Below are 18,122 nucleotides of genomic sequence, written 5' to 3'. Positions count from 1 at the left end.
CCCGCTGACCGGCTCACACCGCCCGCTTGCTGCGGCGGTACTGGTCGAACAGCACCGCGAGCAGCAGGATACCGCCGCGAATCAGGTACTGGTAGAACGTCGGCACGTTCATGAGGCTCATGGCGTCCTGCACCGCGCCCATGATGAGCACGCCCACCAGCACGCCCGAGATCGTCGCCACGCCGCCCGTGAGCGACACGCCGCCCAGCACGCATGCCGAGATCACACCGAGTTCGAGACCAACAGAAGTCTTCGGGTCGCCCAGGCTCATGCGCGAAGCCAGCATCACGCCCGCAAAGCCCGTAATGAGCCCTTGCAGCACGAACACCGTGATCTTGATGCGAGTGACCGGCAGGCCGGCAAGCCGCGCCGCTTCGCTATTGCCACCCACCGCGAGCACGTTCTTGCCGAACACGGTCTTCTTGAGCAGGAAGCCGAACACCACGAAACCGATGATGTTGCTCCAGATCGGGAACGAAATGCCGAGGAACGAGCCGCCGCCCAGATCGAAGAAACGCTCTTCCGAGATCATCACGGCGTCGCCGTTCGAGGTGAGGAACGCGAGGCCGCGCACCGCCTCCATCATCGCGAGCGTGGCGATCAGCGAGTTGATCTTGAAGCGCGCGATCAGCACGCCATTCACGAGCCCCACTGCGCCGCCCGCGAGCACGCCCGCCGCAATGCCGAGCAGTACGCTATGCGACTGCGTGATGACCGTGGAAGCCACCACGCCCGAGAACGCCACGATCGACGCGACCGAAAGATCGACCTCGCCGAGCGCGAGCACGAACATCATCGTGACTGCAATCGAGCCGATCAGCGTGACGGAGAGCAGCAGGCCCTGAATGTTGCGGGTCGTGAGGAAGTCGGGCACCGTTGCGGATAGCACCGCGAACAGCACCACGAACACCACCGCGATGCCCGATTTATTGATCATGTCCCAGGCACGCGCGCGCTGGGGGGTAATGGGCGCGGCGGCTTCGTTGACGGTAGGCGTGCCCTGTGGCTGCATGGCTTCACTCATTTCTGGTTCATCGTTTCGGATCGGTTACGCTGCTTCGCTTCAATTCGCGGCAGACGCGACCGGCAAGGCAAAAAACAAAAAGCGTCCGCGTTAGCGCGGCAGCGCCATCTTGATCAATTCGTCGGGCGAGGCTTCGGCCTTGGGCAGGCTGCCCGCAATCCGGCCTTCGCGCATCACGATGATGCGGTCCGACACGCCGATCACCTCGGCCAGATCGCTCGACACCATGATCACGGTCTTGCCCGCTTCCGCGAGCTCGTACAGCAGGTTGTAGATCTCGGCGCGCGCGCCCACGTCGATACCACGCGTGGGCTCGTCCATCAGGAACACCTCGATGCGCTCAGCGAGCCAGCGCGACAGAATCACCTTCTGCTGGTTGCCGCCCGAGAGCGTGCCGATGGCCGTGTCGCCGTTGCGCGTCTTGATCGCGAGCTTCTTGATGTAGTCCTGCGCGAGATCGCGCTCGCGCCGCGCGTCGAGCAAGAAGCGCGCGGGGCTGAAGTGGCGGCGCGCGCTGATGTTCAGGTTGTCGGCGACCGAGGCAATCGCGACGATGCCTTCCTGCTTGCGGTCCTCGGGGCATAGCGCGAGGCCCGCGCGCACGGCGTCGCGGGGGCTTGCGAAATTCACGCGCTTGCCGTCGAGTTCGACGTGCCCCGCGCTTGCGTGCGTCGCGCCGTAAATCAGCTTCATGAGTTCCGAGCGCCCCGCGCCCACGAGCCCGAAGAAACCGACGATCTCGCCGCGCCGCGCCGTGAACGACACCGGCTCCGCCAGCCCTGGCCCAAGCAGGCCCTTCGCTTCGATGAGCACCTCGCCCGCTTCGCGCGGACGATAGCCGTACACGTCCTCGATCGAGCGGCCCACCATCGCGGCAATCAGGCGATTGCGATCGAGGTCCGCCACCGAATCGAACGTTTCGATGCGCTTGCCGTCGCGGAACACCGTCACGCGGTCGCACAGTTCATAGACTTCGTCCATGCGGTGCGTGACGTAGATGATCGCGCGGCCGTCCGCGCGCAGTGCGTTGATGATGCGAAAAAGGTTCTCGGTCTCGCGCGCCGAGAGCGAGCTGGTCGGTTCGTCGAAGGCGATCACGCGCGCGTCGCGCATGAGCGCCTTGCCGATTTCGATCATCTGCCGCTGGCCGATGGAAAGATTCTTCACCGGCGTGCGCGGATCGATGCGCTCGCCAAGGCGCTTGAGTTCATCCATCGCGCGCTTGACGAGCGTGCCTTCGTCGAGCACGCCGAGGCGGTTGGGCAACTGCCCGAGCATCAGGTTTTCCGCCACCGTCAGCTCGGGCACGAGATGCAGTTCCTGATAGATGATCGCGATACCCGCTTCGAGCGCCGCCTTCGTGGTCGTGAAGCGATGCTCCACGCCATTCAGCTTGAGCGTGCCTTCCTGCGGCTGGTTCACGCCCGAGAGCACCTTGAGCAGCGTGGATTTACCCGCGCCGTTCTCGCCCATCAAGCCGTGCACTTCGCCTGCACGCACTTCCAGCGCCACGCGGTCGAGCGCACGCACGCCCGGAAAGCTCACGGTGATGCCGTCGAGCTCCAGATACGCGCGATTCCCCTGTTGAGCGCTTGCATTTACGTTCCGCGCTGCGTTCGCCGCTGCCTGCACGTTCGCATCAGTCATCGTTTCAGTCATTGCATCCCTGCCCTATCCGTCGCCTCGATCTTTCTACGCAATACTTAGATACCCAGCTCGCTGCGCACGGCCGTCCAGTTGTCGCGCGTCATCAGCTTGCCGGTGGTCTGCGTGTCGGCGATGGGCTGCTTGCCGTCGCGAATCCAGTCGATGAGGTTCTCGGCACTATCCTTGCCGTGGTTCGTCGAGCTCACGGCGATCGTGCCGTAGAAGCCCGTGGGCTGCTTCTTCTGGAACTCGGCGAACGCTTCGCCTGCGCCGTTGATGCCCACGCCGATCACGTCAGCCGACGCAATGTGCAGCTGCTCCGTCGCACGCACGGCGCCCAGCACGCTTTCTTCGTTGAGCGCGAACACCACCCACTTCTTGATGTTCGGATGCTGTGCGAGCACCGGCGACGCCGCATTGAAGCCGCCTTCGTCGTCGGTGGTCTTTTGCGGGGCGTCGAAGATGTTTTCCTTCTTGAAGCCGCCCGCCAGCAGCGATTGCGTCGCGCCGTCCGTGCGCAGCTTCGCCGTGGGCAGTTCATAGTCGGTGATACGCAGCGCGCCCACTTCTTCCGGCTTCCAGCCGCGGCGCTTCATTTCGTCGGTGATCGCCTGGCCCACCTGGTTGCCGATCTTGAGCGCCGACATGCCAAGGTGCGGCACGTTGGCGAGCGGCTTGCCCGACGAGTCCACGAGCTGGTCGTCCACCGTCACGAACTTCATGTTGTAGCGCTTGGCGCGCGCCTGAATCGCCGGTCCGAGACGCACGTCGGGCGCGCAGATCACGAAGCCTTGTGCGCCTTGCGCGCCGAGGTTGTCGATAGCGGCGAGCACCTTCTCGCCGTCCGGCGTGCCGATGTTCACCACCGAGAAGTTCTCCTTCTGTCCGAGCGCCGTGGCGGCCTTCTGCTCGTTGATGAACCATGCCTGTTCCGGCATCTTCACGAGAAAGCCGATTTTCACGGGCGAGTCGGCGTGCGCCGCCACGTTCATGCCGAGCGGGGCGATGCACATCGCCGCGAATGCGGCACGAAGGGTCAAGCGGCGGATCTTGCTGGTCATGCTCCTGTCTCCTCAGGTGTGGTTTTGCTGCGTGTGTGTCGTGCGTAAAAGGCGTAAAACAAGCGTGCAGAAAGCACTCAGTGGCCAAAGGCCTCGACTTCGACGTGCCTGCCGAGCAGGAACGCATCCGCCACGAGGCGCAGCGGGCGCACGTCCACGTCGTCGGTGCCGTGGGCGATCAACCAATGAAAACGTTCATAGAGCGCCGAATATTCCCGTTCGGCTTCGAGCGCGACCGGCTCGCCCGCAATCGCGAGACGCTTGCCGCCTTCCGCGATCGACAGCAGGCCGTCCGTTGTCTCCACATCGATTTCCCATTGCTCGACCGGACCGTGGCGCCAGTCGAACTCGGCGCGCACGGGCACGCCGTCGGTGTCGATACAGTCGAGTTCCGCGGCGATCGGCGTGGCGCAGTCACTCGGCACGTGCAGCGTTGCGCCCTGCAACAGCACTTCGCGTGGCAGGATGCGCGTGACGATGGAAAGCGCGTTGATGCCCGGATCGAACACGCCCAGGCCGCCTGGCTCCCAGATCCACTGTTGACCCGGATGCCAGCGGCGCACGTCTTCCTTCCAGCGCACGTGCACGGCGCGGATGGTGCGCTCGGCGAGCCACGCGCGCGCGGGTTCGACAGCGCTCGCGCAGCGCGAATGCCACGTGGTGAACAGCGTGCGCCCGCGCTTTTGCGCGAGTTCGCGCAGCGCCTCGACTTCGCTCACGCTCGCGCCCGGCGGCTTTTCGAGCATCACGTGCTTGCCCGCTTCGAGCGCGGCGCGTGCCTGCGCGTAACGCACCTGCGGCGGCGCGCACAGCGACACGGCGTCGAGGTCGGACTCGGCGGCCAGCAGCGCGCCAATGTCCTTGTAGTTGCGCACGTTCTCCACTTCTGCATTACGGCTCGCGCACGCCACGAGTTCGAAGCCGGGATTGCCCGCGATAGCAGGCAGATGCTGGTCGCGCGCGATCTTGCCCACGCCGACGATGCCCAACGTATAGGACGCTTTCATGACGTATCTCCGCCCCTTTGTTTCAGGGAAATTATTTATTCTGGATGACGAATGATTTATTTACCCCAGCGCAGAACGAGCGGATCGAGGCGACGCGCAATCTCGATCAACTCGGTGCGCGTCGCGGGATTCATCGCGGGCAGCGGGTGGCGCGGCAGCTCGCACTCGATCACGCCGCCTTCCTTCATCAGCGACTTGCAGGCCAGCAGGCCCGCCTGGCGGTTCTCGTGATTGATGAGCGGCAGCCACTTCTGATAAAGCGCGAATGCGTCGTCGGTGCGGCCTTCGCGATGGGCTTCGATAATCGGGCGAATGCCGTCCGGAAAGCCGCCGCCCGTCATCGAGCCGGTCGCGCCAGCGTTGAGATCGGCGAGCAGCGTGATGCCTTCTTCGCCGTCCCACGGGCCTTCGGCTGCCTCGCCGGCCAGCTTGATCAGCTCGCGCAGCTTGTTCGCCGCGCCCGGCGTTTCGATCTTGAAGTACGAGACTTGTTCGATCTCGCGAGCCATGCGCGCGAGGAACGCGGCGGAGAGCACCGTGCCGCTCGCGGGCGCGTCCTGAATCATGATCGGAATGTCGATCGCGTCAGACACGCGCGCGTAGAAGTCGTAGATCTGCTGCTCGGGCACGCGGAACGTCGCGCCGTGATACGGCGGCATGAGCATCACCATCGCCGCTCCCTGCTCCTGCGCGCGTTTGCTGCGCGCGGCGGCAATCGACGTCCCGTAGTGCGTGGTCGTCACGATCACGGGCACGCGGCCCGCCACGTGCTCGAGCACGGTGCGCGTGATGAGTTCGCGTTCGTCGTCGGAGAGCGAGAACTGCTCCGAAAAGTTCGCGAGAATGCACAGGCCGTCCGAGCCCGCGTCGATCATTAAGTCGACGGCGCGCTTCTGGCTTGCCAGATCCAGTTCGCCGGTTTCGGTGAACGTGGTCGGCACGACGGGGAAAATGCCCCGGTAGCGGGGCGTACGGCTCGTAGTCATGTCTTCAGTCCTGCTTGAGTAAGGGTGTCAGGCCGCGCCTTCACGATTCGCTCGCCAGTTCTCCAGTGCCGCGTTGGGGCGTGCGCAGCACCGCGCGCACGGCGAACGTCACGAGCACCGCGAAGACCAGCGTGGCCGCGAGAAAGTAAAGCCCGGCCGCGAGGCTGCCCGTAGCGTCCTTGATGAGCCCGATGCCATAGGGGCCGAGATAGCCGCCGAGATTCGCGAGCGAGTTGATCGTCGCGATCCCCACGGCCGCGCTCGCGCCGGTGAGGAACTCGCCGGGCAGCGCCCAGACCACGGCCTGAATCGAGTAGATCGAGAAAGCGGTCAGGCAGATGAACAGCAGTTGCAGCGCCGGCGCGTGAAACCACGCGCTCGCAGCCATCGTCAGCGCCGCGACGCCCGAGACCACGACGATGTGGCCGTAGCGCTCGCGATGCTTGTCCGAATGGCGCGGCACGAGCAGCAAGCCAGCCACCGCGAACAGATAAGGAACCGCGGAAAGCAGGCCGGCCGTGGAATCGCTCACGCCGAACGCCTTGATAATGGTAGGCAACCAGAGCGACAAACCATAGATGCATAGCGGAAACGGCAGGAACAGCAGCGCCAGCAGTAACACGCGGCGGTCCTTGAGCGCGCTGAACGGGTTGCGGTGCGTGTCGAGGCTGTAGGCGCGCTGGTCGGCGGCGAGTTCGCGCTCGATCCAGCGGCGCTCGGTGTCGTCGAGCCAGCGCGCGTGCGCGGGCGACTCGGGCAGCAGGCGCAGCGTGGGGATGCACAGCAGCACGGCGGGCAGGCCGCTCACAACGAAGAGCGTCTGCCAGTTCGACATACCGAAAAAGCCGTGCGTTTCGAGCAGCGCGCCCGCAATCGGGCCGGTCACGATGCCCGCGATGGGCTGCGCGAGCACTAAAAGACCGATGACGCGCGCGCGGTGGCGCATGGGAAACCACTGCGTGAGGAAATACAGAATGCCCGGATAAAGCCCCGCCTCCGCCGCGCCCAGCAAAAAGCGCAACGCGTAGAAGCTCTTCGGGCCGCTCACGAGCGCCATAAGCATCGTGATCACGCCCCACGTGAACAGAATGCGCGCGAACCACACGCGCGCGCCGAAGCGCGCGAGCGCGAGATTGCTCGGCACCTCGCAAAGGAAATAGCCGATGAAGAAGAGACCTGCGCCCAGGCCATAGGCGGCGTCGGAAAGGCCCACGGCCGCGTTCATGTGCAGCTTCGCGAAGCCAACCACGGTACGGTCGATATACGCCACCACATAGATCAGCGCGAGAAACGGCAGGAGCCGGCGCGCGATATGGCCGACGATGTGCTTTTCCTCGCCGCTGGCGCTTGCCAGCGCGGCGGGGCTATCGTGTTGCAGCACCTGCGGGTTCGTCATCGTGTCTCCTGTGTCGACCGCACTTTACGCTTTAGCGTTAGTGCGGTCCCATGCAAAGCATGGCTGTATTTCTTCTTGCCGGCGCACCCTCGCTAATTTCGCGCACTCAGGGCGCCGGTGTGCCCTGCCTCCGTGCATCAGACGCTCAGTGCGAATGCCGCGGCACTGCCGCCCCGCGCTTGCCCACGAGGAAGTCGAGATCGCAACCTTCGTCGGCCTGCAGCACGTGATCGATATAGAGGCGCGCGTAGCCACCCTTGCCCAGGTGCTCCGCCACGCCAGGCGCCGCGGCCGGATCGACATCGCTCAAGCGGCGCTCGAGTTCCTCGTCGCTGATGTCCAGATGCAGGCGCCCCGATTCGCAATCCAGCTCGATCCAGTCGCCGTTGCGCACGGCCGCGAGCGGGCCACCGGCCGCAGCTTCGGGCGCGACGTGCAGCACCACCGTGCCGTAAGCCGTGCCGCTCATGCGCGCATCCGAAATGCGCACCATGTCTTTCACGCCCTGGCGCAGCAGCTTGGGCGGCAGGCCCATGTTGCCGACCTCGGCCATGCCGGGGTAGCCGCGCGGGCCGCAGTTCTTCATCACGAGAATGGAGTCTTTGTCGACGTCGAGCGACTCGTCGCCGATGGTCGCCTTGTAGTGGTCGAAGTTTTCGAACACCACGGCGCGGCCGCGATGCTTGAGCAACTCGGGCGTAGCCGCCGAAGGCTTGAGCACCGCGCCGCGCGGCGCGAGATTGCCGCGCAGGATACAAATGCCGCCGTCAGCGATCAATGGGTTGTCGAGCTGACGAATCACTTCGTCGTTATAGTTGGGCGCTTCGCGCACGTTGTCCCAGATGGACTTGCCGTTCACGGTGAGCGCATCGGGATGCGGCAGCAGATTCGCTTCGCCAAGCCGGCGCAGCACCGCCGGCAGCCCGCCTGCGTAGTAGAACTCTTCCATCAGGAAGCGGCCCGAAGGCTGCAGATCGACGATGGTCGGCGTGTTGCGGCCAATGCGCTGCCAGTCTTCGAGTTCGAGGTCCACGCCGATGCGGCCCGCAATCGCCTTCAGGTGAATCACGGCGTTGGTCGAGCCGCCGATGGCCGCGTTCGTGCGAATCGCGTTCTCGAACGCTTCACGCGTGAGGATCTTAGAGAGTTTCAGGTCTTCCAGCGCCATCTGCACGATGCGGATGCCCGACATATGCGCGAGCACGTAGCGGCGCGCATCCACGGCCGGAATCGCGGCGTTGTGCGGCAGCGAAACGCCTAGCGACTCGGCCATGCAGGCCATCGTCGAGGCGGTGCCCATGGTGTTGCACGTGCCCGCCGAGCGCGACATGCCCGCTTCGGCCGAAAGGAACTGATGCAGGTTGATTTCGCCCGCCTTCAGTTCCTCGTGCAGCCGCCACACCACCGTGCCCGAGCCAATGTCGCGTCCTTCGTGCTTGCCGTTGAGCATCGGGCCACCCGTCACGACGATGGCGGGCACGTCCACGCTCGCGGCGCCCATCAGGAGCGCGGGCGTGGTCTTGTCGCAGCCGCACAGCAGGACGACGGCGTCGATGGGGTTGCCGCGAATCGCCTCTTCCACGTCCATGGAGGCGAGATTGCGCGTGAGCATGGCCGAGGGGCGCAGGTTCGATTCGCCGTTCGAGAACACCGGGAACTCGACCGGAAAGCCACCGGCTTCATAAATGCCGCGCTTCACGTGCTCGGCGAGCTTGCGGAAGTGCGCATTGCAGGGCGTGAGTTCCGACCAGGTGTTGCAGATACCGATGATCGGGCGACCATCGAATTCGTGATCGGGGATGCCCTGATTCTTCATCCAGCTTCGGTACATGAAGCCGTTCTTGTCCGTGGTGCCGAACCACTGTTGGGAGCGCAGTTTGGGTTTGGTATCCGACATCGTGTTCGTCTTGTGGTGCGAGTAGTTCGCCGATAAGTTCAATCGTTTCGTCCGGCACAGTCTATGGAGAAGTCTGATAACCTTCTAATGAAAAAATGGACGCTTCCGATATCGAAATCGGCATTGGTATAAACACCTAAAACTATTTGGGAAATCAGGCGGAAACATGCTCGATTCGAGCCCCTGGTACGTGCGCACGCGGCTGAAAACGCGGCAATTGCTCCTCGTCGTGGCGCTGGCCGAGGAGGGCAACATTCACCGCGCGGCCGCGGCGCTGAACATGACGCAGCCTGCTGCGTCGAAGCTCCTGCGGGAGCTCGAGGACATGCTCGGCGCGGTGCTGTTCGAGCGCATGCCGCGGGGCATGCGGCCCACGCTGTACGGCGACGCCCTGATCCGCCACGCGCGCGCCGTGCTCGGTAGCCTCGACCAGGCGCAGGAGGAACTGAGCGCGCTCAAGGCGGGGCGCCTTGGCCACGTCGCGGTGGGCGCGATCACCTCGCCGGGCGTGCGCGTGCTGCCGGCCGCCGTCGCGGCGGTCAAGCGCACGCATGCAAACCTGCGCGTATCCGTGGAGATCGACGCCAGCAACGTGCTGCTCGAACATCTGGCGCAAGACAAGCTCGACGTGGTGCTGGGCCGCCTTTCCGCCGAGCACGACAAGCTCCAGTTGCGCTACGAGCCGCTCGCGGGCGAGCCGGTATGCGCCGTGGTTCGGCCGGGGCATCCCATGCTCGGGCAGGCAGCGGATAAACCCCAACCAATCGCGCTCGCCGACATCGCGCGCGCCACGTGGGTCGTGCCGCCAGTTGGCAGCGTGCTGCGCCATCGCTTCGAGCTGATGTTCCAGCGCGCGAGCCTCGCGCCCCCTTCGAACGTGGTGGAAACGCCCGCGCTGCTCTTCATCACGCGCGTGCTTGAGCAAAGCGACATGATCGCCGTGCTCACCGAGGATGTGGCGCACTACTACGCGGCGCACGGCATGGTCGCGATCCTGCCCGTGCCGATGGATTGCCAGATGGACGACTTCGGCATCATCACGCGCGCGGATCGCCTCTTCACGCCCGCGGCGAGCGTGATGATCGAGGCGTTGCGGCAAGTGAGCGCCGACATTTACGGGGCGCACCGCCGCGAGCCGGGCGCGCGATAATCGTGTGACGAAACCCGCCACAGAGGACCGAACCATGCCCGCCAGCCATACCGCCGCTCCCGACAGCACCGCCATTCGCGTCGCGCTGTGGCGCGCGCTGCACGTCCAGGTCGACGACGCGCCTCACGTGCTCGAAGACGAAACCGGCATGCAGATCGCCGCGCCCGAATCGAACTGGCGCGAGCGGCCCGATATGCATCCTGAAGGCACGCGCGGTTATCGTGCTTCGATCGTCGGGCGCGCGCGCTTCGTCGAAGACCTCGTGGCCGAACAGACCGCAAAAGGTCTCGCGCAACAGTACGCGATTCTCGGAGCGGGACTCGACACGTTCGCGCAGCGCCACCCCGAGATCGCCTCGCGCCTGTACGTGTACGAAGTGGACAAGCCGGGCACGCAGGCGTGGAAGCGTCAGCGGCTCATGGAGTTGGGGTTTCGCGAACAGGACTGGCTGCGTTTCGTGCCGGTGGATTTCGAAGCCGGCGAGACGTGGTGGGAACGGCTCGCCGCGGCCGGGTTCGACGCCGCTAGCCCCGCGGTGATCGCGTCGACGGGCGTCTCGATGTATCTCACGCGCGAAGCGAACCTTGCGACGCTGCGGCAGATCGCGCAGCTCGCACCGGGCTCGACGCTCGTCATGACGTTCCTTTTGCCGCTCGAGCTCATCGACGAGCCCGAGCGCTCGCAGCACGCCGCCGTGTATGAACGTGCGAGGGCGGCGGGTACGCCGTTCGTGAGCTTCTTCGCACCGGACGAGATGCTTGCGCTCGCACGCGATGCGGGGTTACGCGACGCGCACATTGTTTCGACCGCCGATCTCACCGCACGTTATTTCGCAGACCGTAGCGATGGCCTGAGGCCGGCGAGTGGAGAGTCGATTCTCGTGGCGACCGTTTGAGGGTAGCGGAAAGTCAAAGCGCACACCGTCATGCCGTGGCGTCGCCAGTCGAATAACCGCCCTTGGCATCGTAATCGGCCGCCTGGTCGCCGCCCCCGCTCGCGGTGCCCGGACCGGCATCCTGTTTAGGCTGCGGCTCCTTAGTCTTGAAGCCCACGTAAGTCGCGCCGCTCACGCCGATGAGGGCAAGCGTCGTGGGGTCCAGTGTCGGCATCGCGACTGCGACGATCACCTGATACAGAAAGTTTGCCCCCACCACCACCGTGAAGATGAGCATCTGCAACCGGTGTATCGCCACCCCGCTTTCGTCACTGACCAGATCGAAGAAGAACTGCGCCATGCGCGGCGGGAATGCCGTCCCCCGGGAGAGATCGACGGTGCGCGACGCGCCTGACACGAGAGCATTCAACCCAAGCAGCGAGATGGCCTGTGCCGTGAACTCGGGCTGGGTTCCCGTCGCAATCCAGATATAGATGTACGACGCCACGATGATCAGCGTCCACCACGCCATTTGCGTACGCGCGAGGCTGTAGGTGCGCTGCTCGTATGGCACGGATGTGTTCGCGCCGGTATCGCGCAGCAACGCGGTTTGCGCACCTAACCAGACGAACAGGAAAATCACTACGGCGATGGCGCCAAGCCCCACGCCGATTTTCCAGATCGGCGCCCAAACGAATCGGAACTTGCTGTCCTCTGCCGCAAGTTCGTTGCCGTCCTTGTCGACGACGCTCGCATTCATCAAGCGAACTCGCCCGAAGTTCTGGCCGTCCCAGGGCAGCGCGACAAGCGTATGCCAGGCGACCGAGTTCTCCGGCGTCAAACCGCCCTGCTGGCCGGCGTCGCCGTATAAATGCAGCAGGAAGCTGAGGCTCGCAACGTCATCTTTGCCGACGATGCGCGCCTCGTCTGCCGTCAACTTGCGGCAACCCTGCGCGGTTATGCCGGTCGGCGCGCCGTCCACGTGCAACTGGTACTGCGAAATCGCGCCCATTTGCGAACACGGTTTCGTCACGTAAACATCGACGACGTCGCCCAATTGCATCTCGCGCACGAGTTGCTGAGCGTGGCCAGCAACCGGAAGCCCCGCTGCCAGCGCGAGCGCAACGATAGCCAGCACGTAGCGATACAAGCGAAAGCGTGATTGCATGGCGCCTCCGGAAAAGCTCACTGTCATGGGGTCTTCTGGAAAAGCGCGCGCTCCGCGTTACGGCGTTCGAGCAGACCCGACATCAATTTGCCGCCCGCATAGCACCAACGCGCAAACTGGTTTGCGGCGCTGCTGTAGTCGCCGCCGTTCAGCACCTTGAGCAACGTCGACGACTGCAGGTTTCGTGAACCCAGATTGAACGTAAAGCTCGTTAGTGCTCCGTACTGGTTTTCGTTCAGCGGTACAGTGACGAGCGCCAGCACTTCGCTGCCGATATCGATGAGATCGCCGTCGAGCAGCGTGCCCGCCTGGTCGAGTGTGATGCCATCGGGGTAGAGCGCTTTCGCTCGGGAAAGATCGGGCTGACCACGCAAAAACCGGCCTTGCGCGGTGATGGCGTGACCCCAGCCTATCGTCCATATGCCGATCGGATCGAGATAGGGGTAAGCCACATTGTCACGCAGCGGAATTCCTTCGTATTGCTTGATAAGGGTAACCGCGTCCGGCCCAACGGGTCTGGGAGTCGCCATTTGCCACTCCTGTTCGAGAAGTACGCCCGACCGATGCTTGCGCATCAAAATGTCTGGAAACAGGCTGTTTTGATTGCCAGTATGCGAGCGCGACTCCTCAACGATAGGCGATTTAGCAAGAAATTCTAGTCAGGATAATGCTGGCGCCTCCTCGCATATGGCGCGAGGCAAATCGCGAGAAAATGTTCGCTGGCGCACATTGGATCGCGCCCGAATCTGATAGCGGCATTGCCACTTCGCGAGCCCGCTTCACGGTCGCATCGGTCGCGATGGCCGATGGCGGGATGGGCATGAGGGCTGGCGCTTAACGCTGCATGACGCGTCGTTCCTGGTGCCGTTATCCAGTCAATTCGTTGCTCACGCAACTTGTTGAGCGGATATAATCCCCCCCGAATCAAGAGGGCCGCCACCGGCAGCCACCCAAAAAAGAAAGAACAAGAAAGCAGGCGCATCAATAAGCGCCCCGGGGAACAAAATGATAGAGAAGTGTTGGGACACGTCCCCGCGCAGCGCTGCGGCCTGCGCGGTTCTAACGCAAATCGCATCGATTCGGCAAAGCGGGCCATCGCGGTCCGGTTGCGACGCATGCCGTGCAGCAACACGCGCCGGGGTCACGCGCGCACCATCGTTCGCTCGCGCGCTCGCGGCCGTCTTGCTGGCAGGTGCACGCTGGCGTCGCGCGCTGGCTGCCAGATTCGGCGTGGCGCTGCTCATGACGTTCGCACTGCCAGGACTCGCATCGGCTGCGCCGCCCACGGTCACGTCAGTCAGCCCGAACTCCGGGCCGAGGGGAGGCGGCACCGCGATTACCATCACCGGCACGAATTTTACGGGCACGACAGCCGTGATGTTCGGCGCGACGCCCGCGACTTCCTTCACCTTCCTTTCCGCGACGCAGATCGTCGCCGGATCGCCGTCCGCCGCCACGGGCACGGTCGACATCACCGTGACCAACGCGAACGGCACGAGCGCGACCACCGTCGCCGACCAGTTCACCTACTATGGCGCGCCCACTGCTGGCCCGGTCAGCCTGACCGTCGCCTATGGCAGCCAGAGCAATCCGGTGACACTGAACCTCGGCGGCGGCACGGCGACCAGCGTCGCGGTGGCGACCACGGCCAGCCACGGCACCGCATCCGCAAGCGGAACGTCGATCACCTATTCGCCTCAAAGCGGCTACAGCGGCTCCGACGTGTTCACGTACACGGCGAGCAACGGCAGCGGGACTTCGGCATCCGCCACGGTGACTGTCACGGTGAACGCGCCTACCCTCTCGATCTCGCCGGCCACGCTGACTGCGCCCACGGTGGGCACGGCCTACAGTGAGACGATCGTGGCTGGCGGCGGTAATGCGCCCTATACGTTTTCCATTGTTTCCGGCTCTCTACCCATCGGCTTGAGCCTCAATGCGAACACCGGCGTGCTGTCCGGAACGCCGACGGCATCCGGCTCGGCATCGTTCACCGTCAAGGCCACGGACAGCAGCACGGGTACGGGTGCGTTTTCGGTGATGCAAGCCTACACAGTCGTCATCAATCCAGCCGCGCTGACGCTAACGCCATCCACGCTCTCAGCGGGTACTTACGGCGCGCCCTACAGCCAGACGCTCACGGCGAGCGGCGGCACAGCGCCCTACACCTATTCCCTGACCGCAGGCGCGTTGCCGACCGGACTGAGCTTGAGTCCGACCGGCGTGCTGGCCGGCACGCCGACCGCCGCGGGCACCTTCAATTTCACGGTGCAGGCGAGGGACGGCAACTCGATGGTCGGCAGCCAGAGCTATTCACTCGCCATCAACAGCGTCGCCCTGCCCGTGGCGGGCTCGGTCGCGGCGAACGTCGCGTACAACAGCAGCGGCAATACCATCGCGCTGAATCTTGCGGGCGGCGCGGCGGCCAGCGTGGCGGTGGCCTCCGCTGCCAGCCACGGGACTGCCATCGCAAGCGCGACGTCGATTACCTATACGCCACGCACCGGCTACGCCGGGACGGATTCCTTCACCTACACGGCGACCAACAGTAGCGGGACTTCGGCGCCCGCCACGGTGACCATCACGGTTGGCGCACCCACGCTGTCGATCACACCGGCCACGCTGACCGCGCCCACGGTGGGCGTCGCCTACAGCCAGACGCTGACGGCCAGCGGCGGCAACGCGCCCTATACGTATTCGATCGCATTGGGCACGCTGCCGGCGGGACTGAGCCTCGATGCCGCCACGGGCGTGCTATCCGGCACACCGTCCGCCGCCGGCACGTCGTCGTTCACGGTCGCGGCGACGGACAGCAGCACCGGGCCCGCCGGGGCGGCCGCGACTCAGCGGGCCTACACGGTCACGGTCAATGCGTCGACGGTCGTGCCTGCGGCGCCCGCCGTCACGGTCACGACACAGTCGAACACCGCCGTGACCATTCACGCGACGACCAACGCCAGCGGCGGCCCGTTCACCGCGATCGCCATCGCCTCGGCGCCGAAGACGGGGACGGCGGCCGTCAGCGGACTCGACATTGTCTACACGCCGGCGAGCACGTCTTCGGGCAACGTCGGCTTCACGTACACGATTGCGAATAGCGCGGGGGTCTCGGCCCCCATCGCCGTGACGGTGACCGTCAACGCGGTGCCCGTCGCGCTCGCCGAGCGCCAGGTGAGCACGTCCGCCACGCAGTCCGTTACCGTCGACATCACCGACGGCGCGACGGGCGGCCCGTTCACGGGCGCGGCTATTGTCTCGGTCAGCCCGGCGTCGGCAGGCACGGCAACGGTCGTTGCCGGTGGATACGCCATGGCCAAGGCCGCCGTCGCGCCGCAATCCGGCGCGCTCGCCCTGAAGTTCGTGCCGGCGGCGGCCTTCGCCGGCACCGCCACGATCACCTATACGCTGAGTAATGCAATCGCGACGTCAGCGCCCGGCATCGTTCTCGTGACGGTCGCGGCACGGCCCGATCCCTCGACCGATCCCGACGTGGTCGGCTTGATCAACGCTCAGGTCGAGGCCGCGCGCCGCTTCGCGAACGCGCAGATCGCGAACTACAGCCGGCGGCTCGAGCGTCTGCACGGGACCGGTCATGCTCCATCGAGCAACGACCTCTCGGTGGCGCTTCCCGGCAAGGTGCCCACCGCGGGCGCCCAGTGCGAGGATGCCGGATCGCCGACGTTGCGCGACGCCTGCCTGCGAGCCAATCAGGCGCTCGACGCGTCGTCGTCCGGGTCGAACGATTCGGCCCGCTCCCGGCCGGGGGCCGGAGGGCGAGACCACGCCGTCGACGCTTCGTCCGACCTCGCGTTCTGGAGTGCGGGCTCAGTCGACTTCGGCATGAACAACAGCGGCAATCAGCGCTCGGGCTTTCGCTTCACGACGCCGGGTGTCACCGCGGGCATGGACTACCGCATCTCCGACCACTTTTCGATTGGCGCGGGCTTCGGCTACGGCCACGATTCCAGTGACATCGGTAACGATGGCACGAAGAGCACGGGTGACAGCTACAGCTTTGCGCTCTATGGCAGCTACCGGCCGCAGCCTTCGCTGTTCGTCGACGGCATCGCCGGTTTCGGAACGCTCAGCTTCAATTCCCGCCGCTGGGACACGAACGCCGGCAACTTCGCGATGGGTCAGCGCGATGGCCGGCAGATGTTCGCCTCGCTCGCCGCGGGATACGAGCATCGCAGCGATACATGGCTGATTTCCCCGTATGGACGGATTGCCTACGCGGATGCAGCGCTCGATCAGTACAGCGAAAGCGGCGCAGGCATCGACTCGCTCACGTATTTCGGGCAAACGGTCACGACGGTGTCGGGCGCGCTGGGACTGCGCACCGAGTATGCTCAAGCGACCCGGTGGGGCGTGCTGTTGCCGTATGCGCGCGTGGAGTATCAGCACGATTTCAACGGCCAGAGCACGGCGTCTCTCGCCTACGCGGACCTCGCTGGCGCGGGACCGGCTTACTTCGTTTCGACAGTGCCCTCGAGCCAGAACCGGATGCAGGTCGAGATCGGTTCGAGATTCCAGATGCGTAGCATCACGTTCGGGCTCGACTACAGCGTCATGTTCGGCCACAACAGCTTCATGCAGGGCGTGAGGGTGTCCGTTTCGGCTCCGTGGTGACAGCGCGCGTGGGTTGCGCGGCAAGGCGCAGCCTGTCTTCCCGCGCGAATCCGCACTCCCTTTTCAGCGTGCCCTCACCCGCGCTTGCGCGGCTCCGAAGTCAGCGCGAGGGCCGAGCGCTCGACGGCGTCGGCGATCCGCTTCGACAGCGCCGGGTCCGGTACCGCCCGCGCCAGCGTGATGCCGCCCGACAACATCGCAAGCAACGCGATTGCCTTGTCGTCGCGCGCCGCGCCGGCTTCGTCGGGTAGCCCCGCCGAGACCTCCTCGATCAGGCGGCGCAGCTCCGCTTCATAGGCTTCGCGGGTCTCGACGTCGGCGCGAACCATCTCGGGCGAAAAGCTCGGCAGCGCGCAGCTTTCGCCAATGTCGCAAGTGCGCTTTGGGCCCAGATAGACCCCAATGAACGTCTTGAGCCAGCGTTTGCCGTGGCTCGCCTTCAGGTCGGCGACGGCGAGCCGCAACTGTTCCATGCCAGCCAGAACCACCGTGCGGAACGCCTCGCTCTTCGACTTGAAGTGTCCGTAAAACGCGCCGTTGGTGACGCCCGCCTCCCTCGTCAGGCCGTCGATGCCGGAGCCGCCGTAGCCTTCGCGCCGGAACAGGCGGCTCGCTGCATCGACGATGCGTTTGCGGGTTTCGATCTTGTGCTCGGCGGTGTAACGCATCGGATCTTACATTCGGAGCGATCGCTCTTTTTCTTGCTTAAAGAGCAATCAGTGTCTATACATAGAGAGCAGTCGCTACATATATACCACTAACCGCTGTCGCTTACCCATGAGGATTTGCCATGCCTATTACGCTGACCGTATCCGAGGGAGTGCTGTCCGCCGAGGCCGAAGCCCATACCTTCGCCGCCTTGACGCAGGCGTTGTTGAGCGTCGCGCAGCTCGAAGGCAACGCGTTCATGACGCCCAATGTGATCGGGACGCTGAACGTTATACCGGCCGCGCGCGTGTTCTCGGCCGGCAAGCCCGCCGCCGCGGCATTCGTCGAACTCACGCTGCCGCAGATCGCGCTTGCGACGCCCGAGGCCAAACAGGCTTTCACTGAAAAGGCGACCGCGATCCTCGAACAGGCGGCCGCCGGGCGCCTTAGGCGGGATCACATCTGGACCAACATCGTCTATGCGGCGGACGGCTCCTGGGGAATCGCCGGCCGCGCCCACAGCAACGCGGACCTCGTCGAGGCGATACAGGAAGCGGCGATCGAGTAAACCGGACGCTCGCGCGTGTTCGACAGGTACGCTTGTGCGAGATGTCCGGGCACGTACACCGCGCGCG

General features: G+C 64.9%; 14 protein-coding genes. 4 read left to right on the top strand and 10 right to left on the bottom strand.

Translation table 11 applies throughout. The features are described from left to right. Positions 1-13: 13 nt before the first annotated feature. From araH to JMY28_RS30840, 7 genes are all read right to left on the bottom strand, one after another. Positions 14-1,024 carry an L-arabinose ABC transporter permease AraH gene (gene araH, locus JMY28_RS30870; RefSeq protein ID WP_201699707.1) on the bottom strand — a complete coding sequence of 337 codons (1,011 nt, stop codon included), beginning with the start codon at positions 1,022-1,024 and terminating at the stop codon, positions 14-16. Positions 1,025-1,114: 90 nt separating this feature from the next. After that, positions 1,115-2,671, bottom strand: a complete 1,557-nt coding sequence (araG, locus tag JMY28_RS30865; protein ID WP_236597124.1) for an L-arabinose ABC transporter ATP-binding protein AraG — start codon at positions 2,669-2,671, stop codon at positions 1,115-1,117. Between the two features lie 56 nt (positions 2,672-2,727). Further along, positions 2,728-3,732 carry an arabinose ABC transporter substrate-binding protein gene (locus JMY28_RS30860; RefSeq protein WP_201699706.1) on the bottom strand — a complete coding sequence of 335 codons (1,005 nt, stop codon included), beginning with the start codon at positions 3,730-3,732 and terminating at the stop codon, positions 2,728-2,730. Positions 3,733-3,809: 77 nt separating this feature from the next. After that, a complete protein-coding gene (locus JMY28_RS30855; RefSeq protein ID WP_201699705.1) occupies positions 3,810-4,739 on the bottom strand; it encodes a Gfo/Idh/MocA family protein in 930 nt (309 codons plus the stop codon). Between the two features lie 56 nt (positions 4,740-4,795). Beyond that, complete coding sequence (locus JMY28_RS30850) at positions 4,796-5,725, bottom strand: dihydrodipicolinate synthase family protein (RefSeq protein WP_201699704.1); 930 nt, start codon at positions 5,723-5,725, stop codon at positions 4,796-4,798. Between the two features lie 40 nt (positions 5,726-5,765). After that, the gene (locus JMY28_RS30845) at positions 5,766-7,121 is read right to left on the bottom strand and encodes an MFS transporter (protein ID WP_201699703.1); all 1,356 of its coding nucleotides are present in this window, start codon (positions 7,119-7,121) and stop codon (positions 5,766-5,768) included. Between the two features lie 145 nt (positions 7,122-7,266). Continuing rightward, positions 7,267-9,018, bottom strand: a complete 1,752-nt coding sequence (locus tag JMY28_RS30840) for an IlvD/Edd family dehydratase (RefSeq protein ID WP_201699702.1) — start codon at positions 9,016-9,018, stop codon at positions 7,267-7,269. A 166-nt stretch (positions 9,019-9,184) separates the two neighbouring features. Here JMY28_RS30840 and JMY28_RS30835 point away from each other — a divergent pair, with 166 nt between their 5' ends. Both JMY28_RS30835 and JMY28_RS30830 read left to right on the top strand, forming a co-directional pair. Then, positions 9,185-10,168 carry a LysR substrate-binding domain-containing protein gene (locus JMY28_RS30835; protein WP_201699701.1) on the top strand — a complete coding sequence of 328 codons (984 nt, stop codon included), beginning with the start codon at positions 9,185-9,187 and terminating at the stop codon, positions 10,166-10,168. A 34-nt stretch (positions 10,169-10,202) separates the two neighbouring features. Next, positions 10,203-11,063 (top strand): class I SAM-dependent methyltransferase, encoded by an 861-nt coding sequence (locus JMY28_RS30830; protein ID WP_201699700.1) that lies wholly within the window; start codon positions 10,203-10,205, stop codon positions 11,061-11,063. A gap of 28 nt (positions 11,064-11,091) precedes the next feature. Here the strand turns inward: JMY28_RS30830 and JMY28_RS30825 are convergent, their stop codons facing one another. Together JMY28_RS30825 and JMY28_RS30820 are read right to left on the bottom strand one after the other, a co-directional pair. Then, entirely contained in the window at positions 11,092-12,210 is a 1,119-nt protein-coding gene (locus JMY28_RS30825; RefSeq protein ID WP_201699699.1) for a hypothetical protein, read from the bottom strand. 23 nt (positions 12,211-12,233) lie between these two features. After that, entirely contained in the window at positions 12,234-12,740 is a 507-nt protein-coding gene (locus JMY28_RS30820; protein ID WP_201699698.1) for a lysozyme, read from the bottom strand. Positions 12,741-13,452: 712 nt separating this feature from the next. Here JMY28_RS30820 and JMY28_RS30815 point away from each other — a divergent pair. Beyond that, entirely contained in the window at positions 13,453-16,839 is a 3,387-nt protein-coding gene (locus JMY28_RS30815) for an autotransporter domain-containing protein (RefSeq protein WP_236597123.1), read from the top strand. Between the two features lie 74 nt (positions 16,840-16,913). On the opposite strand, the gene JMY28_RS30810 is transcribed toward JMY28_RS30815, so the two are convergent. Then, on the bottom strand, positions 16,914-17,507 hold the full coding sequence (locus tag JMY28_RS30810) for a TetR/AcrR family transcriptional regulator (protein ID WP_201699696.1): 594 nt from the start codon (positions 17,505-17,507) through the stop codon (positions 16,914-16,916). A 122-nt stretch (positions 17,508-17,629) separates the two neighbouring features. Here JMY28_RS30810 and JMY28_RS30805 point away from each other — a divergent pair, with 122 nt between their 5' ends. Next, positions 17,630-18,055 (top strand): Tautomerase enzyme, encoded by a 426-nt coding sequence (locus JMY28_RS30805; protein WP_201699695.1) that lies wholly within the window; start codon positions 17,630-17,632, stop codon positions 18,053-18,055. Positions 18,056-18,122 lie beyond the last annotated feature (67 nt).

The sequence above is a fragment of the Paraburkholderia hiiakae genome (assembly GCF_904848665.1).
Classification (GTDB): Bacteria; Pseudomonadota; Gammaproteobacteria; order Burkholderiales; family Burkholderiaceae; genus Paraburkholderia; species Paraburkholderia hiiakae.
The sequence above is the reverse complement of the archived record's forward strand: the minus strand, read 5'-3'. Positions and strand labels throughout refer to the sequence as shown.

Bases quoted from the DNA above. Each gene is read 5' to 3' on its own strand.
- araH (WP_201699707.1), bottom strand. From the start codon at position 1,024: ATGAGTGAAGCCATGCAGCCACAGGGCACGCCTACCGTCAACGAAGCC.
- araG (WP_236597124.1), bottom strand. From the start codon at position 2,671: ATGACTGATGCGAACGTGCAGGCAGCGGCGAACGCAGCGCGGAACGTA.
- JMY28_RS30860 (WP_201699706.1), bottom strand. From the start codon at position 3,732: ATGACCAGCAAGATCCGCCGCTTGACCCTTCGTGCCGCATTCGCGGCG.
- JMY28_RS30855 (WP_201699705.1), bottom strand. From the start codon at position 4,739: ATGAAAGCGTCCTATACGTTGGGCATCGTCGGCGTGGGCAAGATCGCG.
- JMY28_RS30850 (WP_201699704.1), bottom strand. From the start codon at position 5,725: ATGACTACGAGCCGTACGCCCCGCTACCGGGGCATTTTCCCCGTCGTG.
- JMY28_RS30845 (WP_201699703.1), bottom strand. From the start codon at position 7,121: ATGACGAACCCGCAGGTGCTGCAACACGATAGCCCCGCCGCGCTGGCA.
- JMY28_RS30840 (WP_201699702.1), bottom strand. From the start codon at position 9,018: ATGTCGGATACCAAACCCAAACTGCGCTCCCAACAGTGGTTCGGCACC.
- JMY28_RS30835 (WP_201699701.1), top strand. From the start codon at position 9,185: ATGCTCGATTCGAGCCCCTGGTACGTGCGCACGCGGCTGAAAACGCGG.
- JMY28_RS30830 (WP_201699700.1), top strand. From the start codon at position 10,203: ATGCCCGCCAGCCATACCGCCGCTCCCGACAGCACCGCCATTCGCGTC.
- JMY28_RS30825 (WP_201699699.1), bottom strand. From the start codon at position 12,210: ATGCAATCACGCTTTCGCTTGTATCGCTACGTGCTGGCTATCGTTGCG.
- JMY28_RS30820 (WP_201699698.1), bottom strand. From the start codon at position 12,740: ATGGCGACTCCCAGACCCGTTGGGCCGGACGCGGTTACCCTTATCAAG.
- JMY28_RS30815 (WP_236597123.1), top strand. From the start codon at position 13,453: ATGACGTTCGCACTGCCAGGACTCGCATCGGCTGCGCCGCCCACGGTC.
- JMY28_RS30810 (WP_201699696.1), bottom strand. From the start codon at position 17,507: ATGCGTTACACCGCCGAGCACAAGATCGAAACCCGCAAACGCATCGTC.
- JMY28_RS30805 (WP_201699695.1), top strand. From the start codon at position 17,630: ATGCCTATTACGCTGACCGTATCCGAGGGAGTGCTGTCCGCCGAGGCC.